Origin of the sequence: Variovorax paradoxus, assembly GCF_022009635.1 — a bacterium.
In the GTDB taxonomy this organism is placed as follows: domain Bacteria; phylum Pseudomonadota; class Gammaproteobacteria; order Burkholderiales; family Burkholderiaceae_C; genus Variovorax.
On record NZ_CP091716.1, the window covers coordinates 1,477,018 to 1,492,991 of the forward strand.

15 protein-coding genes and 1 other RNA gene are annotated in these 15,974 nt (G+C 69.8%); 10 read left to right on the plus strand and 6 right to left on the minus strand.

Features of this window, described 5'->3' with window-relative positions; genetic code table 11:
- The 8 genes from L3V85_RS06960 to L3V85_RS06995 all read left to right on the plus strand — a co-directional run bounded on the left by L3V85_RS06960 (position 1) and on the right by L3V85_RS06995 (position 8,166).
- Complete coding sequence (locus L3V85_RS06960) at positions 1-1,182, plus strand: DUF1501 domain-containing protein (RefSeq protein ID WP_414080193.1); 1,182 nt, start codon at positions 1-3, stop codon at positions 1,180-1,182.
- An 18-nt stretch (positions 1,183-1,200) separates the two neighbouring features.
- Positions 1,201-1,529, plus strand: an RNA gene (rnpB, locus tag L3V85_RS06965) — RNase P RNA component class A.
- 175 nt (positions 1,530-1,704) lie between these two features.
- Positions 1,705-2,172: a MarR family winged helix-turn-helix transcriptional regulator gene (locus L3V85_RS06970; protein ID WP_237680514.1), complete on the plus strand. Its 468-nt coding sequence runs from the start codon at positions 1,705-1,707 to the stop codon at positions 2,170-2,172.
- Positions 2,173-4,305 (plus strand): FUSC family protein, encoded by a 2,133-nt coding sequence (locus L3V85_RS06975; protein WP_237678648.1) that lies wholly within the window; start codon positions 2,173-2,175, stop codon positions 4,303-4,305. It begins immediately after the preceding gene.
- The gene (locus L3V85_RS06980; RefSeq protein ID WP_237678649.1) at positions 4,302-4,508 is read left to right on the plus strand and encodes a DUF1656 domain-containing protein; all 207 of its coding nucleotides are present in this window, start codon (positions 4,302-4,304) and stop codon (positions 4,506-4,508) included. Before L3V85_RS06975 ends, L3V85_RS06980 begins: the two co-directional genes overlap by 4 nt.
- A gap of 18 nt (positions 4,509-4,526) precedes the next feature.
- Positions 4,527-5,465: an efflux RND transporter periplasmic adaptor subunit gene (locus L3V85_RS06985; protein WP_237678650.1), complete on the plus strand. Its 939-nt coding sequence runs from the start codon at positions 4,527-4,529 to the stop codon at positions 5,463-5,465.
- Positions 5,462-6,940: an efflux transporter outer membrane subunit gene (locus tag L3V85_RS06990; RefSeq protein ID WP_237678651.1), complete on the plus strand. Its 1,479-nt coding sequence runs from the start codon at positions 5,462-5,464 to the stop codon at positions 6,938-6,940. Before L3V85_RS06985 ends, L3V85_RS06990 begins: the two co-directional genes overlap by 4 nt.
- On the plus strand, positions 6,937-8,166 hold the full coding sequence (locus L3V85_RS06995) for a multidrug effflux MFS transporter (RefSeq protein WP_237678652.1): 1,230 nt from the start codon (positions 6,937-6,939) through the stop codon (positions 8,164-8,166). The genes L3V85_RS06990 and L3V85_RS06995 overlap by 4 nt, the downstream gene beginning before the upstream one ends.
- Here the strand turns inward: L3V85_RS06995 and L3V85_RS07000 are convergent.
- The 6 genes from L3V85_RS07000 to L3V85_RS07025 all read right to left on the minus strand — a co-directional run bounded on the left by L3V85_RS07000 (position 8,156) and on the right by L3V85_RS07025 (position 14,094).
- The gene (locus tag L3V85_RS07000) at positions 8,156-8,701 is read right to left on the minus strand and encodes a hypothetical protein (protein ID WP_237678653.1); all 546 of its coding nucleotides are present in this window, start codon (positions 8,699-8,701) and stop codon (positions 8,156-8,158) included. The two genes, L3V85_RS06995 and L3V85_RS07000, sit on opposite strands and share 11 nt — an antisense overlap.
- Positions 8,702-8,841: 140 nt before the next feature.
- Positions 8,842-9,567, minus strand: a complete 726-nt coding sequence (locus L3V85_RS07005) for an RNA pseudouridine synthase (protein ID WP_237678654.1) — start codon at positions 9,565-9,567, stop codon at positions 8,842-8,844.
- Complete coding sequence (locus L3V85_RS07010) at positions 9,564-11,240, minus strand: MBL fold metallo-hydrolase (RefSeq protein WP_237678655.1); 1,677 nt, start codon at positions 11,238-11,240, stop codon at positions 9,564-9,566. The genes L3V85_RS07005 and L3V85_RS07010 overlap by 4 nt, the downstream gene beginning before the upstream one ends.
- A 170-nt stretch (positions 11,241-11,410) precedes the next feature.
- Positions 11,411-12,241 carry a TorF family putative porin gene (locus L3V85_RS07015; RefSeq protein ID WP_237678656.1) on the minus strand — a complete coding sequence of 277 codons (831 nt, stop codon included), beginning with the start codon at positions 12,239-12,241 and terminating at the stop codon, positions 11,411-11,413.
- 49 nt (positions 12,242-12,290) lie between these two features.
- A complete protein-coding gene (locus L3V85_RS07020) occupies positions 12,291-13,244 on the minus strand; it encodes a DMT family transporter (protein ID WP_237678657.1) in 954 nt (317 codons plus the stop codon).
- Positions 13,245-13,311: 67 nt separating this feature from the next.
- Positions 13,312-14,094, minus strand: a complete 783-nt coding sequence (locus L3V85_RS07025; RefSeq protein WP_237678658.1) for a GntR family transcriptional regulator — start codon at positions 14,092-14,094, stop codon at positions 13,312-13,314.
- Positions 14,095-14,269: 175 nt separating this feature from the next.
- Here L3V85_RS07025 and L3V85_RS07030 point away from each other — a divergent pair, with 175 nt between their 5' ends.
- Both L3V85_RS07030 and L3V85_RS07035 read left to right on the plus strand, forming a co-directional pair.
- Entirely contained in the window at positions 14,270-14,485 is a 216-nt protein-coding gene (locus L3V85_RS07030) for a DUF3311 domain-containing protein (RefSeq protein WP_237678659.1), read from the plus strand.
- Entirely contained in the window at positions 14,482-15,957 is a 1,476-nt protein-coding gene (locus L3V85_RS07035; protein ID WP_237678660.1) for a sodium:solute symporter family protein, read from the plus strand. The genes L3V85_RS07030 and L3V85_RS07035 overlap by 4 nt, the downstream gene beginning before the upstream one ends.
- Positions 15,958-15,974: the final 17 nt, after the last annotated feature.

Here is a 15,974-nt window from a genome sequence, read left to right on the forward strand (position 1 = left end):
ATGACTTCTTCTTCACGCATAGCCCACGGGCAGTCGCGCCGCGGTTTCCTGCAGGCCGGCGCGCTGGCCACCGCGGGGCTGCTGTTCGTGCCGCGCATGGTGCTTGCCAATGCGGCCACCGACCGCCGCTTCGTCTTCATCATCCAGCGCGGCGCGGCCGACGGCCTCGAAACCCTGGTGCCGTACGCCGACCCCGGCTATGCGCGGCTGCGCGGCGCGCTGGCGGTCGATGCCTCGGCCGCGTCGAAGCTCGACGGCACTTTCGCACTGCATCCTTCGCTGGTGCAGACGGCCGGGCTCTACGGCGCGAAGGAGGCGCTGTTCGTGCATGCCGTCGCGTCGCCGTACCGCGACCGTTCGCACTTCGACGGGCAGAACGTGCTGGAGTCGGGCGGCACGTCGCCCTACCAGCTGAAGGACGGCTGGCTCAACCGACTGGTGGCGCTGCTGCCCCGGCGCGGCCCCGAGGCCATCGCCATCAGCACCACCGTGCCGCTGGCGCTGCGCGGTCCGGCGGAGGTGAGCTCGTACGCGCCCGCCGCGCCGGCGCGCACGTCCGACGACATGCTGCAGCGCTTCCAGCAGCTCTACGCGCAGGACCCGAAGCTCGAGGCCATGTGGTCGGCGGCGATGGAGGCGCGCGGCATGGCCGGGCCGGCCACGCGGCAGAGCCCGGCGGAACTGGGGCGGCTCGCGGCGCGCTTTCTCGCGCAGCCGACGGGCCCGCGCATCGCGATGCTCGAGACCAGCGGCTGGGACACCCACAGCGCGCAGGCGCCGCGCATGAACAACCAGCTCAAGTCGCTCGACGCGCTGCTGGCCGCGCTGAAGGAAGGCATGGGCGACAACTGGTCGCAGACCGTGGTGCTGGTGGCCACCGAGTTCGGCCGCACCGCCGCCGCCAACGGCACCGGCGGCACCGACCACGGCACCGGCTCGGTCGCCATGCTGCTGGGCGGCGCGGTGCAGGGCGGCCGCGTGCTGGGCGACTGGCCGGGTCTCGCGGCCAACGCGCTGTACGAAGGGCGCGACCTGCGGCCTACCACCAGTCTGCCGGCCGTCATTTCCGCGGCGGCGGGGGAGTGCTTCGGCGTGGAGCCGGCGCGGGTCGCCAGGGCGCTGTTCCCGACGGTGCCCGGCGGCGCGTCGCCGCATGCGCTGCCGACCCTGCTGCGCGCATGAGGCGATAATCCACCCCGTGAAGCTCGCCAGACCGCCGCTGGTGCAAGTGCCGAAAGGCCGCACTGGAGGAACGTCCGGACTGCACAGGACAGCGCAGGAGTTAACGACTCTCCACCGTGAGGTGAGGATCAGAGCAACAGAGACGAGCCGATTGAGTTCGGGTGAAACGGGCAATCTCTGCGCGCAGCAACACCAAGTAGGCCAGTATTGAGGTGGTTCCGCTGAGCTGGCGGGTAGGTGGCATCGAGCCGTTTGGTGACAAACGGCCCAGAGTAATGGCGGTCACGCCGCGGGTTCCGCAAGGAGCCCGCGGTGCACAGAATCCGGCTTATCGGCGAGCTTCACACTTTTCTTTCTTCCCCCTTTTTCGTGCTTTCACGCCTTCGGCCCTGCCCAAGGCGCGCGCAAGCCTTGCCGCCAGCAGGGATTGGTAGTTACCCGTACAATCGATAGCATGCTAATTAATAGCCGGCTATCGTGAACGACCCCACCACCCCCCAACCGACGCGCGAACAGGCGCTCATGCGCCTGGGCACGTCGCTCGCGGTGCTGCAGCGCGGCTACCGCGCCGCGGCCGACAAGGCGGTGGCGCATGTCGGCGTGTCGCAGACGCTGGCCTACCCGATCGTGATGCTCGGGCGCATGAACGGCGAAGTGCGCCAGGGCGTGCTGGCCGAGGCGCTGGGCATCGAAGGGCCGTCGCTGGTGCGCTCGGTCGACCAGCTGGTGGAAGCCGGCCTCGTCGAACGCCGCGAAGACCCGGCCGACCGCCGCGCCAAGACGCTGCACCTCACCGAAGCCGGCCAGGCCGTTTGCGCGCCCATCGAGGCGGCGCTGACGCTGATGCGGGTGTCGCTGTTCGACGGCGTGTCCGACGATGACGTCGCCGCCTGCCTGCGCGTGTTCTCGGTGCTCGAGGAGCGCATGGGCGTTCGCGCCGTGCAGAACCCGCCGCCCCCGCCCGCGCCACCACAGGAAGGGCGCAAGTAAGTGGCTTCCTTCTCTCTTCCGCGCTTCAGTCGCGCGGAGCTTCTCTTTTCCGGCAAGAGCTTCGTCGCCGCCATGCTGGCGATGTACCTTGCCAGCCGCGCCGGCCTGCCGCGCCCGTTCTGGGCGCTCATGACCACCTATGTGGTGGCCCATCCGCTGGCCGGCGCGGTGCGCTCCAAGGCGGTGTACCGCTTCTGCGGCACGCTCATCGGCAGCACCGCCACCGTGCTGCTGGTGCCCGCGCTGTCCAACGCGCCCGAGCTGCTCACGCTGGTGCTCGCGCTGTGGGTCGGGCTGTGCCTTTGCATTTCGCTGTTCGACCGCACGCCGCGCTCGTACGTGTTCATGCTCGCGGGCTACACGGCGGCGCTGATCGGCTTTCCGTCGGTGCAGACGCCGCTCGCGCTGTTCGACACCGCCGTGGCGCGCGTGGAAGAAATCGGCCTGGGCATCTTCTGCGCCACGCTGATCCACAGCCTGGTGCTGCCCGCTGGCCTCGCGCCGACCGTGCTGGGCCTGCTCGACCGCACGCTGCTCGATGCGCGCAAGTGGCTGGGCGACCTGCTGCAGCCCGCCGCCCACGGCGGCGGCAATGGCGCTAATGGTGGCGAGCCCAAGCGCCTGGACGACGACCGCCGCCGCCTCGCCGGCGACATCACGCAGCTGCGCCTGCTCTCCACCCACGTGCCTTTCGACACCACGCACCTGCGCTGGACCGCCGGCGCCATCCGCGCGATGCAGGACCGCGTTGCCGCGCTCACGCCCGCGCTGTCCGCCGTCGAAGACCGGCTGCAGGCGCTGGCGCAAGCCGAAGGCCGGCTCGCCCCCGACGTGACCGCCGTGCTCGCGCAAGCCGCCCAATGGCTGCGCGAAGAAGCAGAACCCGGCGCCGATGCAGCAACCCGCGCCGAACGCCTGCAAACCCTGCGCCGCGCCATCGATGCGCTGAGTGCCACGCCCGCGAACGCGCAGCCGCAGCACACGGCCTGGGGCCGCGCCCTGCGCATCGGCCTTGCCGGTCGTCTTGAAGAACTCGTCGACGGCTGGACCGCCTGCGCCCAACTGCGCCAGGACATCGACGAAGGTCTGAAGGGCGCCGCGCCGCTGCGCCGCACGGCGGCGCTGGGCAGCCGCGTGCTGCACCGCGACTACGGCATGGCGCTGCTGTCGGCGCTGGCGGCCGTCATCGCCATCTGCCTGTGCGGTGCGTTCTGGATCCTCACCGGCTGGCCCATGGGCTCGGCCGCGACCATGATGGCCGCCGTCTTCTGCTGCTTCTTCGCCACCATGGACGACCCCGTGCCGGCCATCCACGGCTTCCTGAAGTGGACGCTGTGGTCTATCCCGATCTCGGCGCTCTACGTGCTGGTGCTCATGCCCATGGTGCAGGACTTCGGCATGCTGGTGCTCATCTGCGCGCCGCTCTTGCTGCTGCTGGGCCTGTACCTGCCGCGCCCGACGCATTTCATGGCCGCGATGGCGCTGATCTTCGGCGTGTGCGGCACGCTCGCGCTGCACGACACCGCCAGCTCCGACCTGGTGAGCTTCATCAACAGCATGATCGGCCAGGTCGTGGGCGTGGTGGTCGCGGCGCGCGTCACCCGGCTGGTGCGCTCTGTGGGCGCCGACTGGAGCGCGCGGCGCATCCAGCGCGCCACCTGGCGCGAGCTGGGCGACATGGCCGCGTCCTCGCAGCCGCAGTACGCGCAGAGCGACGCCTATGCCGTTCGCATGCTCGACCGCATCGGCCTGCTGGCGCCGCGCATCGCGCAGGCTGGCGGCACCGTCGAAGGCGTGGCCGCGAACGACGCGCTGCGCGACCTGCGCATGGGCGCCGACATCGCGGTGCTGCAGCGGGTGCGCGGGCAGTTGCCGACGAGCACGTCGGCCGCATTGCTGGGCGGCATCGCGCGCTTTTTCCGCCAGCGCGGCGAAGGCCGCATGAACCCGCGTCCGGCCGACCTGCTGCCGCAGATCGACGAGGCGCTCAACGCGGTGCTCGGCGCGCCGGCATCCGCTGCGCCCGCCGCATCGCGCTCGGCCGTCACCGCGCTGGTCGGCCTGCGCCGCAACCTCTTTCCCGACGCGCCGCCCATGCTGGCCGGCGCACCCGTTCAAGGAGCTTCCGCATGATCGGCGAAGCAAGTTTCTACGGCCTGTACCTGCCCTGGATCATGGTGCTGGCCCTCGGCGCGCTGCTGGCGCTGTGGGCGGTGCGCCGCCTGCTGGCCGCCACCGGCGCCTACCGCTGGGTGTGGCATCCGGCGCTGTTCGACATGGCGCTGTACCTGCTGCTGCTCTACGCGCTGAGCCGCGTCTCCTCCTACTTCCAATAAATAAATAACGAGATTCCAATGAAAGCCGCCCGTCCTTCATCCGACAACCCCTGGGTCCAACGCCTGGGGCGCGTTCTCTTCACCGTGCTCGTGGTGGCCGCCGCCGTGTGGGCCGGCCTGCGCCTGTGGGACCACTACGAACTCGCGCCCTGGACGCGCGACGGCCGCGTGCGCGCCAACGTCGTGCAGATCGCGCCCGACGTGTCCGGCCTCGTCACCGCCGTGCCGATCCGCGACAACCAGCCGGTGGCCGCCGGCACGCTGCTGTTCGAGGTGGACCGCGCGCGCTACGACCTCGCGGTGCGCCAGGCGCAGGCCGCGCTTTCCGCGCAGCGCGCCATGAGCGCGCAGGTGCAGCGCGAGAACGCGCGCAACGCCGGCCTGGACGACCTGGTCTCGAAGGAGTCGCGCGAGCAGACCCGCTCGCGCGTCGAGCAGATGCAGGCCGCCGTCGCGCAGGCCGAGGTGGCGCTCGATTCGGCCAAGCTCAACCTGCAGCGCGCCGAAGTGCGCGCGCCCACCAGCGGCCTCGTCACCAACCTCGACCTGCGCCAGGGCAGCTACGCCGCGGCGGGCCGGCCGGTGCTCGCGCTGGTCGATGCGCAGTCGTTCTACGTCGAAGGCTATTTCGAGGAAACCAAGCTGCCGCGCATCCATCTCGGCGACCGCGTGCGCGTCACGCCCATGGGCGGCGGCGCGGTGCTCGAAGGCGCGGTCGACAGCGTGGCCGCCGGCATTGCCGACCATGACCGCTCCACCAGCGCCAACCTGCTGCCCAGCGTGAACCCGACCTTCAACTGGGTGCGGCTCGCGCAGCGCATTCCGGTGCGCATCAAGCTCGATCCGCTGCCGCAGGGCGCGCGCCTCGTCGCGGGCCAGACGGTCACGGTGCAGGTGCTGGAGAACAAGCCGGCGCAGAAAACCGCGGCAACGGCCACGACGCCGCGGAAGGGATGAACGACATGACCAGCTTCGCATTCCGTCTCGCATCGCTGGCCGCAGCCGCCGCGCTCGCGGCCTGCGCGGCGGTCGGCCCCGACTACCGCCAGCCGCCCGAGGCGCTGGCCAGCCAGAGCGCCGCCGGCAAGCCCTTCGCCGAGGCGCCGGCCAACGCCGCGCCGCTGCCGCCGCACTGGTGGCGCCTGTACCACGACCCGCTGCTCGACAAGCTCGTCGAGCAGGCCCTGGCGCACAACACCGACCTGCGCCAGGCCGTGGCCAACCTCGAGCGCGAACGCGCCATCGAAGACGAAGTGGCCGGCGCCAAGTACCCCAGCATCGGCGTGAACGGCGGGCCTTCGTACGGCCACGTGTCGGGCCTGTCGCTGCTGCAGAAGGGCTACGAGCCGCCGAACACCTTCAACTACAGCGCGGGCGCATCCTTGTCCTACCAGGTCGACCTGTTCGGCCAGATCCGCCGCGCCATCGAGGCCTCGCAGGCCAGCACGCAGGCCGCCGAAGCCGCGCTCGACCTGGTGCGCGTGAACGTCGCGGCCGGCACCGCGCGCGCCTATGCCGAAGCCTGCTCGACCGGCCTGCGCCTGCGGATCGCGCAGAAGTCGGTGTCGCTGCAGCAGGACGCGGTGAACGTCACCGATCGCCTGCAGCGTGCCGGCCGCGCCGGCGCCATCGACGCGGGCCGCGCGCGCGCGCAGCTTCAGCAGCTCAATGCCGCGCTGCCGCCGCTGAAGGCCGAGCGCCAGGGCGCGCTCTACCGCCTTGCCACGCTGACCGGCGCGCTGCCGCAAGACTTCCCGCGCGAAGTGGCCGACTGCAGCGAGCCGCCGCGCGTGGCCGGCACGCTGCCGGTGGGCGACGGCGCCGCGCTGCTGCGCCGGCGCCCCGACATCCGCCAGGCCGAGCGCAGCCTCGCCGCATCCACTGCGCGCATCGGCGTGGCCACGGCCGACCTCTATCCGAAGATCACGCTGGGGCTCTCGGGCTCCTCCGTCGGCCATGCCGACGGCTTCGGCCGCAAGGACACCTTCGCCTGGAGCCTGGGCCCGCTGATCTCGTGGACGGTGCCCAACACCGGCGTCGTGCAGTCGCACATCGCGCAGGCCGAGGCCGGCACGCGCGCCGCGCTCGCCAAGTTCGACGGCACCGTGCTCACCGCGCTGCGCGAGACCGAGACCGCGCTGGCCACCTATGCCCGCGAGCTCGATCGCCGCGCCGCGCTGCAGGCCTCGCGCGACGAGAGCGCCAAGGTCGCCGCGCAGGCGCGCCAGCTCTACCAGAACGGCCGCACCGGCTACCTCGATTCGCTCGACGCCGAGCGCTCGCTGGCCGCCAGCGAAGCCGCGCTCGCGGCCAGCGAGGCACAGCTTTCCGACGACCAGATCGTGCTGTTCATGGCGCTGGGCGGCGGCTGGGAGCCGGCCGACACCAACCTGGCGCAGGGCGCCGCCGCAGCCACCACCGTGAAGCAATGAGCGGCGCCGCCACCCCCGAGCCGCAGCGCCGCCCGCACGCGCCGCTGTGGCTGCTCGCGCTGGTGACCTTCAGCGGCACGCTGGCCATGCACATCTTCGTGCCCGCGCTGCCGATTGCCGCCGCCAACCTCGGCGCCGGCATCGGCGCCATGCAGATGACGGTGAGCCTCTACATCTTCGGCCTCGCGGTAGGGCAGCTGGTGTACGGCCCGCTGGCCGACCGCTTCGGCAGGCGGCCCGTGCTGCTGTGCGGGCTCGCCATCTACTGCGTGGCGGGGCTTGCCGCGGCACTCGCGCCCGAGGTGCATGCGCTCATCACCGCGCGGCTGTTCCAGGCGATCGGCGGCTGCGCCGGCCTCGTGCTGGGCCGCAGCATCGTGCGCGACACGGCCGAGCCGCAGGAGGCCACACGCCGCCTCGCGCTGATGAACCTCATGGTCACCATCGGCCCCAGCCTCGCGCCGCTGATCGGCGGCGCGCTGGCCACCGCGCTGGGCTGGCGCTCGATCTTCTATGCGCTCTTCGGTCTGGGCGTGGTGGGCTTTCTCTTCACCTGGCGCATGCTGCCCGAGACCGGCGCGCCCGGCGCCGCGGTGAATGCGCGCGACCTCGCGCGCAACTACGGCAAGCTGCTGCGTTCGCCGGCGTTCCTGGGCTTTTCGGTGGGCGGCGGCTGCGCCACCACGTCGATGTACGCCTTCATCGCCTCGGCGCCCTTCATCTTCGTGGACCAGTTGCACCGGCCCGCGCACGAGGCGGGCATCTACCTCGCCATCCTGGTGTCGGGCGTGTGGCTCGGCAGCTTTCTCACCAGCCACCTGATCTCGCGCGTGCGGGTCGACCGGCTGATGATCCGCTCGAACGCGCTGAGCGTGGCCGCGGCCTTCGTGCTGCTCGGCGCGGCGCTCGGCGACCATCTGTCGGTGCCGCTCATCGTGGCCTGCATGTTCCTCTTCACGGTCGGCGCCGGCATGGCTTCGCCGGCCGCGCTCACGCAGGCGATCAGCGTCAATCCGCAGGTCATCGGCTCGGCCTCGGGCCTCTACGGCTTCACGCAGATGGCCGTGGGCGCGCTGTGCACCGCGCTCGCGGGCATGGGCCACCGCAACCCCGCGCTGGCATCGGCCATCGTGCTGGCGGGAGCGGGCATCGTGGCGCAGCTGTCGTTCGCGGTGGCGCTGCGCACGCAGCGGCGCACCGCGGCCGCCGCGACGCTCAGCGCGTGAAGAGCCAGCCGCCCTTGGGCTGGCGCATCAGCTCGTGCCGCTTCACGGTGTGCTCCTCGCCGTCGTCGCCCACGTAGACCACCTCGAAGCGCAGCAGCTTCGGCGAGACCATCTTCCAGTTCTGGATGCGCTTGACCGTCACGCAGGAGGTCTTGTCGTGGAACTGCATCTGCGTCATCGGGCCGCCCTGGAAGCCGTTGCCCTCGAACAGGCGGCCCGGCGCGGCGAAGGGGTTGAGCACCGCGCCGTTGTGGGCGGTGATGCAGCCCTCGGTCCGCACGAAGGACTCGATGGTCGGCGAGGCGCTGCGCACCACCTTGTCGACGGCGGGGCTCGGCGCCTTGCCGCCGATGGCCTCGCGGATGCGCTCGACCTGTTCCTCCGTGATGGGCGCCAGGCCGTCCTTCGAGATGATTGGCGGCGGTGGCGGGGCCGCCGGCGCGGGCGGCGGGGCGGGCGAGAAGTAACTGCAGCCCGTCACCAGTGCCAGCGGCAAGGTGAGGGCAAGGGCGGCGCTCGGTGATCCGAACTTCATGGCTGAGTCTCCTGTCGGCGGCGCTGTTAGGCCGCAGGCTGAAAATTGCAGGCCGCGAACATGCGGTGCATCGTCGGGGGTCGTCCTCTTTCGGTCGATCGTGTGTGTCTCGTGGTTGTGGTTTTTGTCGTCGTCGCCGTTCAGAAGCGTTCGTGGGGGGCAAGGTAGCGCCACTGGCCGGGCTGCAGCCCCGCCAGCGGCACGCGTCCGATGCGGATTCGCCGCATCGCCAGAATCCGCAGGCCCACGTTGTCGCAGATGTGGGCAATCTGCCCCGGCCGCGCACCCTTGAGCGCGAAGCGCAGGCCGGTCTGTTCGTCGCTCTGGCGGCCGATGCTCACGCGTGCGGGCGAGCGCTCCAGCCGCGCCAGCACCTCGGGGCTCACCGGGCCGGCCACGTCGACCATCACCTCGTGCTCGAGGATGCCGGCGTCTTCATGCAGCTTGCGTTCGATGCGGAACTCCTGCGTGTACGCGACCAACCCGCTGGCACCGGTCTCCAGCGGCGTCATGCATTGCTGCCCCTTCGCATGCGCCGGCAGGAAGCGCTGCCCGGCGCGCTCGGGCTCGTGGTGGTTGGCGGCCACCAGCAGGCTGTGCGCCCTGTCGGTCGGCATGCCCGCGGGCTTGTAGAGCAGCAGCGTGACGGGAAGGATGGGCTCCGGCTTGGCACCGGCCGCGATCTCGACCTGCTGCTGCGGCAGCACGCGCGACTGCGGCAGCATCTGCTGCACGCCGTCGACGCGCACGGCGCCGTTCTCTATCAGCAGCTCGGCTTCGCGGCGCGACACGCCGGCCATTGCCGCCACGCGCTTGGCCAGGCGGATGCCTTCGCCGTCGTCTTTTTCGGAGTGTCTTGTATTCATCGGGCCTCGGCCAGTTGCCGGATGCGCGCCACATGCGCGGCCAGCGAGCGTGCCGCCACCGGCCACATGCGTTCGGGCACGTCGTCATAGGCGATGGGCAGCCATTGCTCGGGCGTGCCGTCGGGCAGCTTGCGCATGGCGGCGGCGATCTTGGCCTCGCGCTTGAGGCGGTGCGCCTTCAGCATCGCGATGGCGGTGCGCGCGAAGCCGATCACGTAGCCGTGCGCGGGCAGGATGAATTCCACGCCGCCGGCCTCGCAGGCCGCATCGAGCTTGTCGAGCGAATCGAGGTAGGCCGTCATGTCGCCGTCGGGCGGATCGACCACCGTGGTGCTGCCGTTCAGGATGTGGTCGCCGGACAGCAGCAGGCCGTCTTCCTCGAGCAGCAGGCACAGGTGGTTGGCCGCGTGGCCGGGCGTGTGGATCACGCGCAGCGTGTGGCTGATGGCGGTGCCTTCTGGCGTGGTGCCCGAGAGCACGAGGCGCTCGCCGTCGGCCAGCTCGCGCTCGGGCGTGAAGCGCGCCGTGGCGCGCGCGGTCGGCTGCGAGGCCAGGCCGAGGATCGGCGGCCTCTTGTCCTTGCACAGCGCCTGCAGCGGCGCGGCGCCCGGCGAATGGTCGGCATGCGAATGCGTGCAGACGATCATGCGGATGTCGCCATGCGTGGCGCGCCACAGGCGGCCGATGTGGTCGAAGTCGTTCGGGCCCGGGTCGACGACGATGTAGCCGGTGGCCGCGTCGCCCACGATGTAGCTGTTGGTGCCGGGGCCGGTCATGGCGCTCGGGTTGGGCGCCGTGAGGCGCATCACGTTCTTCAGCAGCGCAACCGGGTGCTCGCTCTGCCAGTCGAGCGCATGCGCGATCTGGCCGTCGGGGCACACCAGCGCGAGTTCGCCGAAGGGCGATTCGTGCTCCATATAGCGCGCGTCCTCGCCCTTGAGCAGGCCGGCGCGCGGGCAGCTGGTCCACAGCGGGGCTTCGCCGGCGCCGAGCGGCGCGCAGGCCGCGAGCACCGCGTCGACGCTGGCGTAGGCAGCCAGGCGCTGCAGCGTGCGCACGGTCGGGAAGATCATGAAGAAGCTGCCGGCCTCGTGGCGCGCGAGCGCATCGGCGGGGCGCACCCAGCAGGGCTCGAACTGCTCGCTCTCGTCGGCCGTGGGCGTCTGGCCTTCGGGCATGCGCGCCACCAGGAAGGGCACGTCGAAGCGCTTGGGCAGGTCGCGGTCGGTGATCCAGTGCGCGAAGGTGAACACGCGGTCGGAATCGAGCACCAGGCCGCGCGCGGCGCACTGGTCGGCGAAGGCGGTGCCGGCCGTGTCGGCGCGGTCCATCGCTGCTATGTCGGCGGCGCTCACGGGGCGGCCGTCGGCATGGTGCGCGAGCAGGATGCCAAGCTCTTCGAAGGCCTCGCGGATTGCCGCGATGGCTTGCGTGCGCTGCACCCGGCTCTGCGTCGGGCGGCGGGTGGCGATTCGCTTGGCGGCTTCGTCGGCCGCGTCGATGTGGCCGCCGGGGAACACATAGGCGCCGGGCGCGAAGCTGGCGGTGGCCGAGCGGCGCGTCATCAGCACTTCGATGCCGGCGGCGGTGTCGCGCAGCAGCAGCACGGTGGCTGCCGCGCGAACGGGCGCGGGCTCGCGTGCGGGGTGGATTTGTTGGGAGGAGCGGACCATGGAGGGATTATCGGGAGCAGGCGCCGCGCGCGTGTGTCGCGCGCAAGATGGCCCATTCTCTCTTGTCACGCGGCGCACTGTTGCTGGTGGTGGCCGCTGCCTTCTTTGGTACGTGCACAGGGCACGCTGCCGGGTTGCAGCCGATCGATCAGCTCCCCGAGCAACGCTGCTTACAAAGTCTTGGTCAGAGTAACGATAAAGCGTGCCTTGTTCGGCGAATAGGTCTGCTTGCCGAACGCACCGAAGCCCAAGTCGACACCGGGATTGCTCACGGAGAGATAAGAGCTCTGCCTGTTGGCGCCTTGCACCGAACCGGCCAGCGACAGGCCGTTGCCGAAGTCGTAGCTCGCGCCCACGTTGTAGTCCACATAGCTCTTGTAGCCCAGGCGGCGGATGTCGCTGGACATGTTGGTGTAGCCCACCGCAGCCTTCAGCGTGACCTTGGGGAAGACTTCCTTGCTGTAGGCCAGGTTCAGGTAACCGGTGTTGGTGCCCTTCAGGCCCGAGCCGGCCTTGTTGCCGGCGTAGCCGAAGTAGTCCTTCGACACCGTGTGCGAATACTTCAGTGTGAACGAACCGATGGTCTCGTCGGTGTAGCCGGCGCTGCCGTAAACCTCTGTCGTATTGCCCGACGAGTTGCCCGGATAGATGTACGTGAGCGCGCCCACGTCCATGTCGAACACGCCGGCCTTGAACTTGTAGCCGCCGTAGATGTCGCTTTCGATGCTGTTGCCCTTGAGCCAGTTGACGCTCGAGTTCCAGTTGCCCACATAGAAGCCGCTGTCGCCGAAGGCGTAGTCGAAGCCGCCCTGTATGGCGGGCTTGAAGGCCTTGGTCTTGGCGTAGTCGTTCTTGCCCAGCATGTCCTGGTCTTGCCCGCGGAACTTGTAGTCGGTGGTGAATGCCACGTTGCCCGAGAGCTGCGCGTTCGCGAGCATCGGAAGGGCGGCCAGGGTGGGAAGAACGAGCACCGGCAGGGCGATGCGGATCAGATGTTTCATTGTCAAAAAAGCCAACTTATGAAGGAGCCGGCAGCGTAGAAGCCGGCATCTAAAGGCCGCGTAAAAAATGAAGGCCGCGGCGCAAAAGTTTTGCCTCCGGCATCGTCATCGCGACCACGCCGGCCACCACGCAACCCAGGCCGATCCATGCCGTGGGCGCGAGCGTTTCGCCGAGAAAGAGCACGCCTATCGCCACGCCGATGGGCACGCGCAGGTAGGCCTGCGCGGAAGTCGACATCGGCCCCAGCGTCCTGATGAGGCGGAAGTAGATCGTGAAGGCCAGCGCCGTCGACAGCACCGCCAGCGCGAGCACCGCCCCCACCGAAGCGGCCGAAGGCGCGAGCGTCCAGGGCCGGTCGATGAAAAGGCTCGCGGGCAGCAGCATCGCGGTGCCGCTCAGCATCGAGCCGGCGGCGGGCACCATCGGGTCCAGCCCCTTGAACACGCGGCCGAACATCGCGGCGCAGCCGTAGCACACGGCCGCCGCCACCAGCGCGAGTTGCGCGAGCAGCGAATGCCCGAGCCCGTTCAGCGCCTCCAGGCCGACGATCAGGCAGATGCCCGCCAGCCCCGCGCCCACGCCGAAGAAGCGCTGCAGCGTGGGCCTGCCGGCGCTGCCCATGCCCAGCCCGAGCAGGAAGATGAAGATCGGCGAGGTCGAATTGAGGATGGTCGCCAGGCCCGCGTCCACGCTGCGCTCGGCCCAGGCGATCAGCGTGAACGGCAGCACGCTGTTCAGGCAGGCCTGCACCGCGAAGCGGCCCCACATTGCAGGTTCCTTCGGCAGCCTCACGCCGCGCATGCGCAGCACAGCCAGGAGCAGCGCGCCGGCAATCAGCGTGCGCGCCGCGATCAGCGTGACCGGCGGGATCGTCGCCACGCCGATCTTGATGAAGGTGTACGAGGCGCCCCAGCAGGTGGCGAGCACCGCGAGCAGCGCCCATTCGAAGGCGGGGTTGATTGCGGGCTGGCCGGCGGAAGAGGGCGTCGATGCTTCTTGCATGGTGCGCCGATCATCCCGGCGGCGGCGCACCGGCACTTCGCCCGCGGGCGAAGCGTGGATGTCTCTCTCAGTGCGGGTGGTCGTGCGGCTTGCTGTTGCCGCTGTTGTTGCCGCCGCCGTTCAGCAGCGTCGCCAGGTCGACTTCCTGCTCGGCCGCCGCGCCGGCGATCACGCGCTGCTCCAGCTCGTCGAGATGCTCCATCGCCACGGCCAATGCCTTGTCGAGCGACTTGCCGGTGGCCAGCGCCTCGATGATCTGCTCATGCTCGCGGGGCGCGCAGCTCGCGGCCTCGGCGGAGTCGTAGAGCGCCTTGTACAGCTCGGTGTTCGAAATCAGCCGCTGGATGTATGAGAGCAGCTCCTCGCTGCCCGCCATCTGCGCCAGCAGCAGGTGGAAGTCGCCGGCCAGCCGTATCGAGTCTTCGCGGCGGCCTTCCTTGAACGCCTTCTGCTCCGCCTGCACGTGCTTGCGCAGCGCGGCCACCTGCTCGCGCGCGAGGTTGCCGAACAGCGTGGTGATCAGCCCCGCCTCCACGATGCGGCGCGCGCGGTAGATGCCGCGCATGTCGTCGATCGAGGGGTTGGGCACGAAGGCGCCGCGGTTGTGCTCCAGCACCAGCCGCTTTTCGGAGCCCAGCCGCGCCAGCACCTTGCGCACCGCGCCGCGCGTGCAGCCCAGGGCCTCGGCCAGCGCGCGTTCGCGCAATGGCGTGCCGGGGCGCAGCTTGCCGCTGAGCAGCGCCTTCGACACGGCGGCGTAGACGCGCTCGTCCACGTTCGCGTCGTCGTCGGCTTCCGTGAGTTCGGGGGAGGGGGCGGTCGCTGGGGTCTTGCGTGCGGCGGAGGGCATAGGCAGCCGGATTATTGCTTGCGCAATGCCGCCTCAGGGAAAGCCCCCGGATTGACTCGCGGGGGTGCGCTCCGTACCATTCGCGCCCATCCGTGCTGAATGGTTAACCAAAATAAATTGTATGGTTAACCAAAATCCAAGAAAATCCCAACCAGAGACAGAAACGAGGCTCTCCATGAAATCCGCCAAATGGCTTGCCGCACTGCCGGTCGCCGCCTTCTTCAGCGGGGGATGGTTGTCGTCCGTCGCGCCCACCTTCGTGCTCGGCATGCCCTTCTTGATGGTGTGGAACGTCAGCTGGCTGGTGCTGACCTCGCTGATCATGGTGGTCATCGACCGCGCCGAAGGCGACATCGACGCGCCCGCCACGGCTCCCGGAGGTTCGAAGTGAACGCCGCGCTGGCCGTCATCGCGCTCTTCGTGGTCGGCGCGCTGGGCCTGGCGGTGCTCGCGCGGCGCGGGCGCACCATGAGCCTGGAGCAATGGGCGCTCGGCGGGCGCGGGCTGGGCGCGATCATGGTGTTCCTGCTGATGGCGGGCGAGTCTTTCTCGACCTTCACCTTCCTGGGCGCGAGCGGCTGGTCTTACAGCAAGGGCACGCCGGCCTTCTACATCCTGGCCTACGGCGGGCTGGCCTACCTCATGGCCTTCTGGATGCTGCCCGCTGTGTGGCGCTACGCGACCACGCACAAGCTGGTGTCGTTCTCCGACTTCTTCGCGCACAAGTACGACAGCCGTCCGCTCGGCGTGCTGGTGTCCATCGTCGCGCTCATGGGCATGGTGGCGCTGCTGACCATCCAGCTGCGCGGCCTGGGCATCATCGTGTCGGAAGCCTCGTACGGCTCCATCGCGCCGCAGGTGGCGATCTGGATCGGCACGCTGGTCATGGTGAGCTACATCCTGTTCTCTGGCATCCACGGCTCGGCCAGCATCGCCATCGTGAAGGACGTGCTGATCCTCGCGCTCGCGGTGTTCCTCGGCATCTACCTGCCGTGGCACTACTACGGCGGCGTCACGCCCATGTTCACCGCCATCCACGCGGCCAACCCCGGCTTCTTCGAATTCCCTAAAGAGGGCCTGAACCTCACCTGGTACAACTCGACCATCCTGCTGACGGCGCTGGGCTACTACCTGTACCCGTTCAACCTCACCTCGGTGTACGCGGCCAAGAGCGCGAGCGCTGTGCGGCGCAACACCATCCTGATGCCGCTGTACCAGGTGGTCATCGCCTTCCTGTTCCTGGTCGGCTTCGCGGCCATCCTGCAGGTGCCGGGGCTCAAGGGCTCGGAGGTCGACCTGGCGCTGTTCGGCCTGGTGAAGCACACCTTCGACCCGTGGTTCGTCGGCGTGATCGGCGGCACGGGCGTGCTCACCGCGCTGGTGCCGGGCTCGATGATTCTGCTCACGGCTTCCACCGTGATCGGCAAGAACGTCTACAAGGAAGGCTTCGCGCCCCATGCCACCGACAAGCAGGTGTCGCGCGTGGCGCGCGGCGTGCTGCCGGTGTTCGCGCTGGTGGCGGTGTACTTCGTGCTGCGCGGCGGCACCACCATCGTGGCGATTGCCATCTTCGCGTCGAGCCTGCTCACGCAGCTGCTGCCCTCGCTGCTGTTCAGCCTCATGAAGAAGCCCTTCGGCAACAAGCACGCGGCCTTCGCGGGCATCCTGGCGGGCGGCGCGGTGCTGGGCTTCATGATGACCACGGGCTCCAACCTGGGTACGCTGTTCCCCGCGGCGCCGGTCGTCTTCAAGTCGCTCAACACAGGCCTCGTGGCGCTGGCGACGAATGCGCTCGTGTTCGTGCTGGTGGCGCTGTTCACGCCGCGCATCGTGCCGCGTGGCGCCGCGCCGCAGCCCGCCTGACGATTTTCAAGGAACGG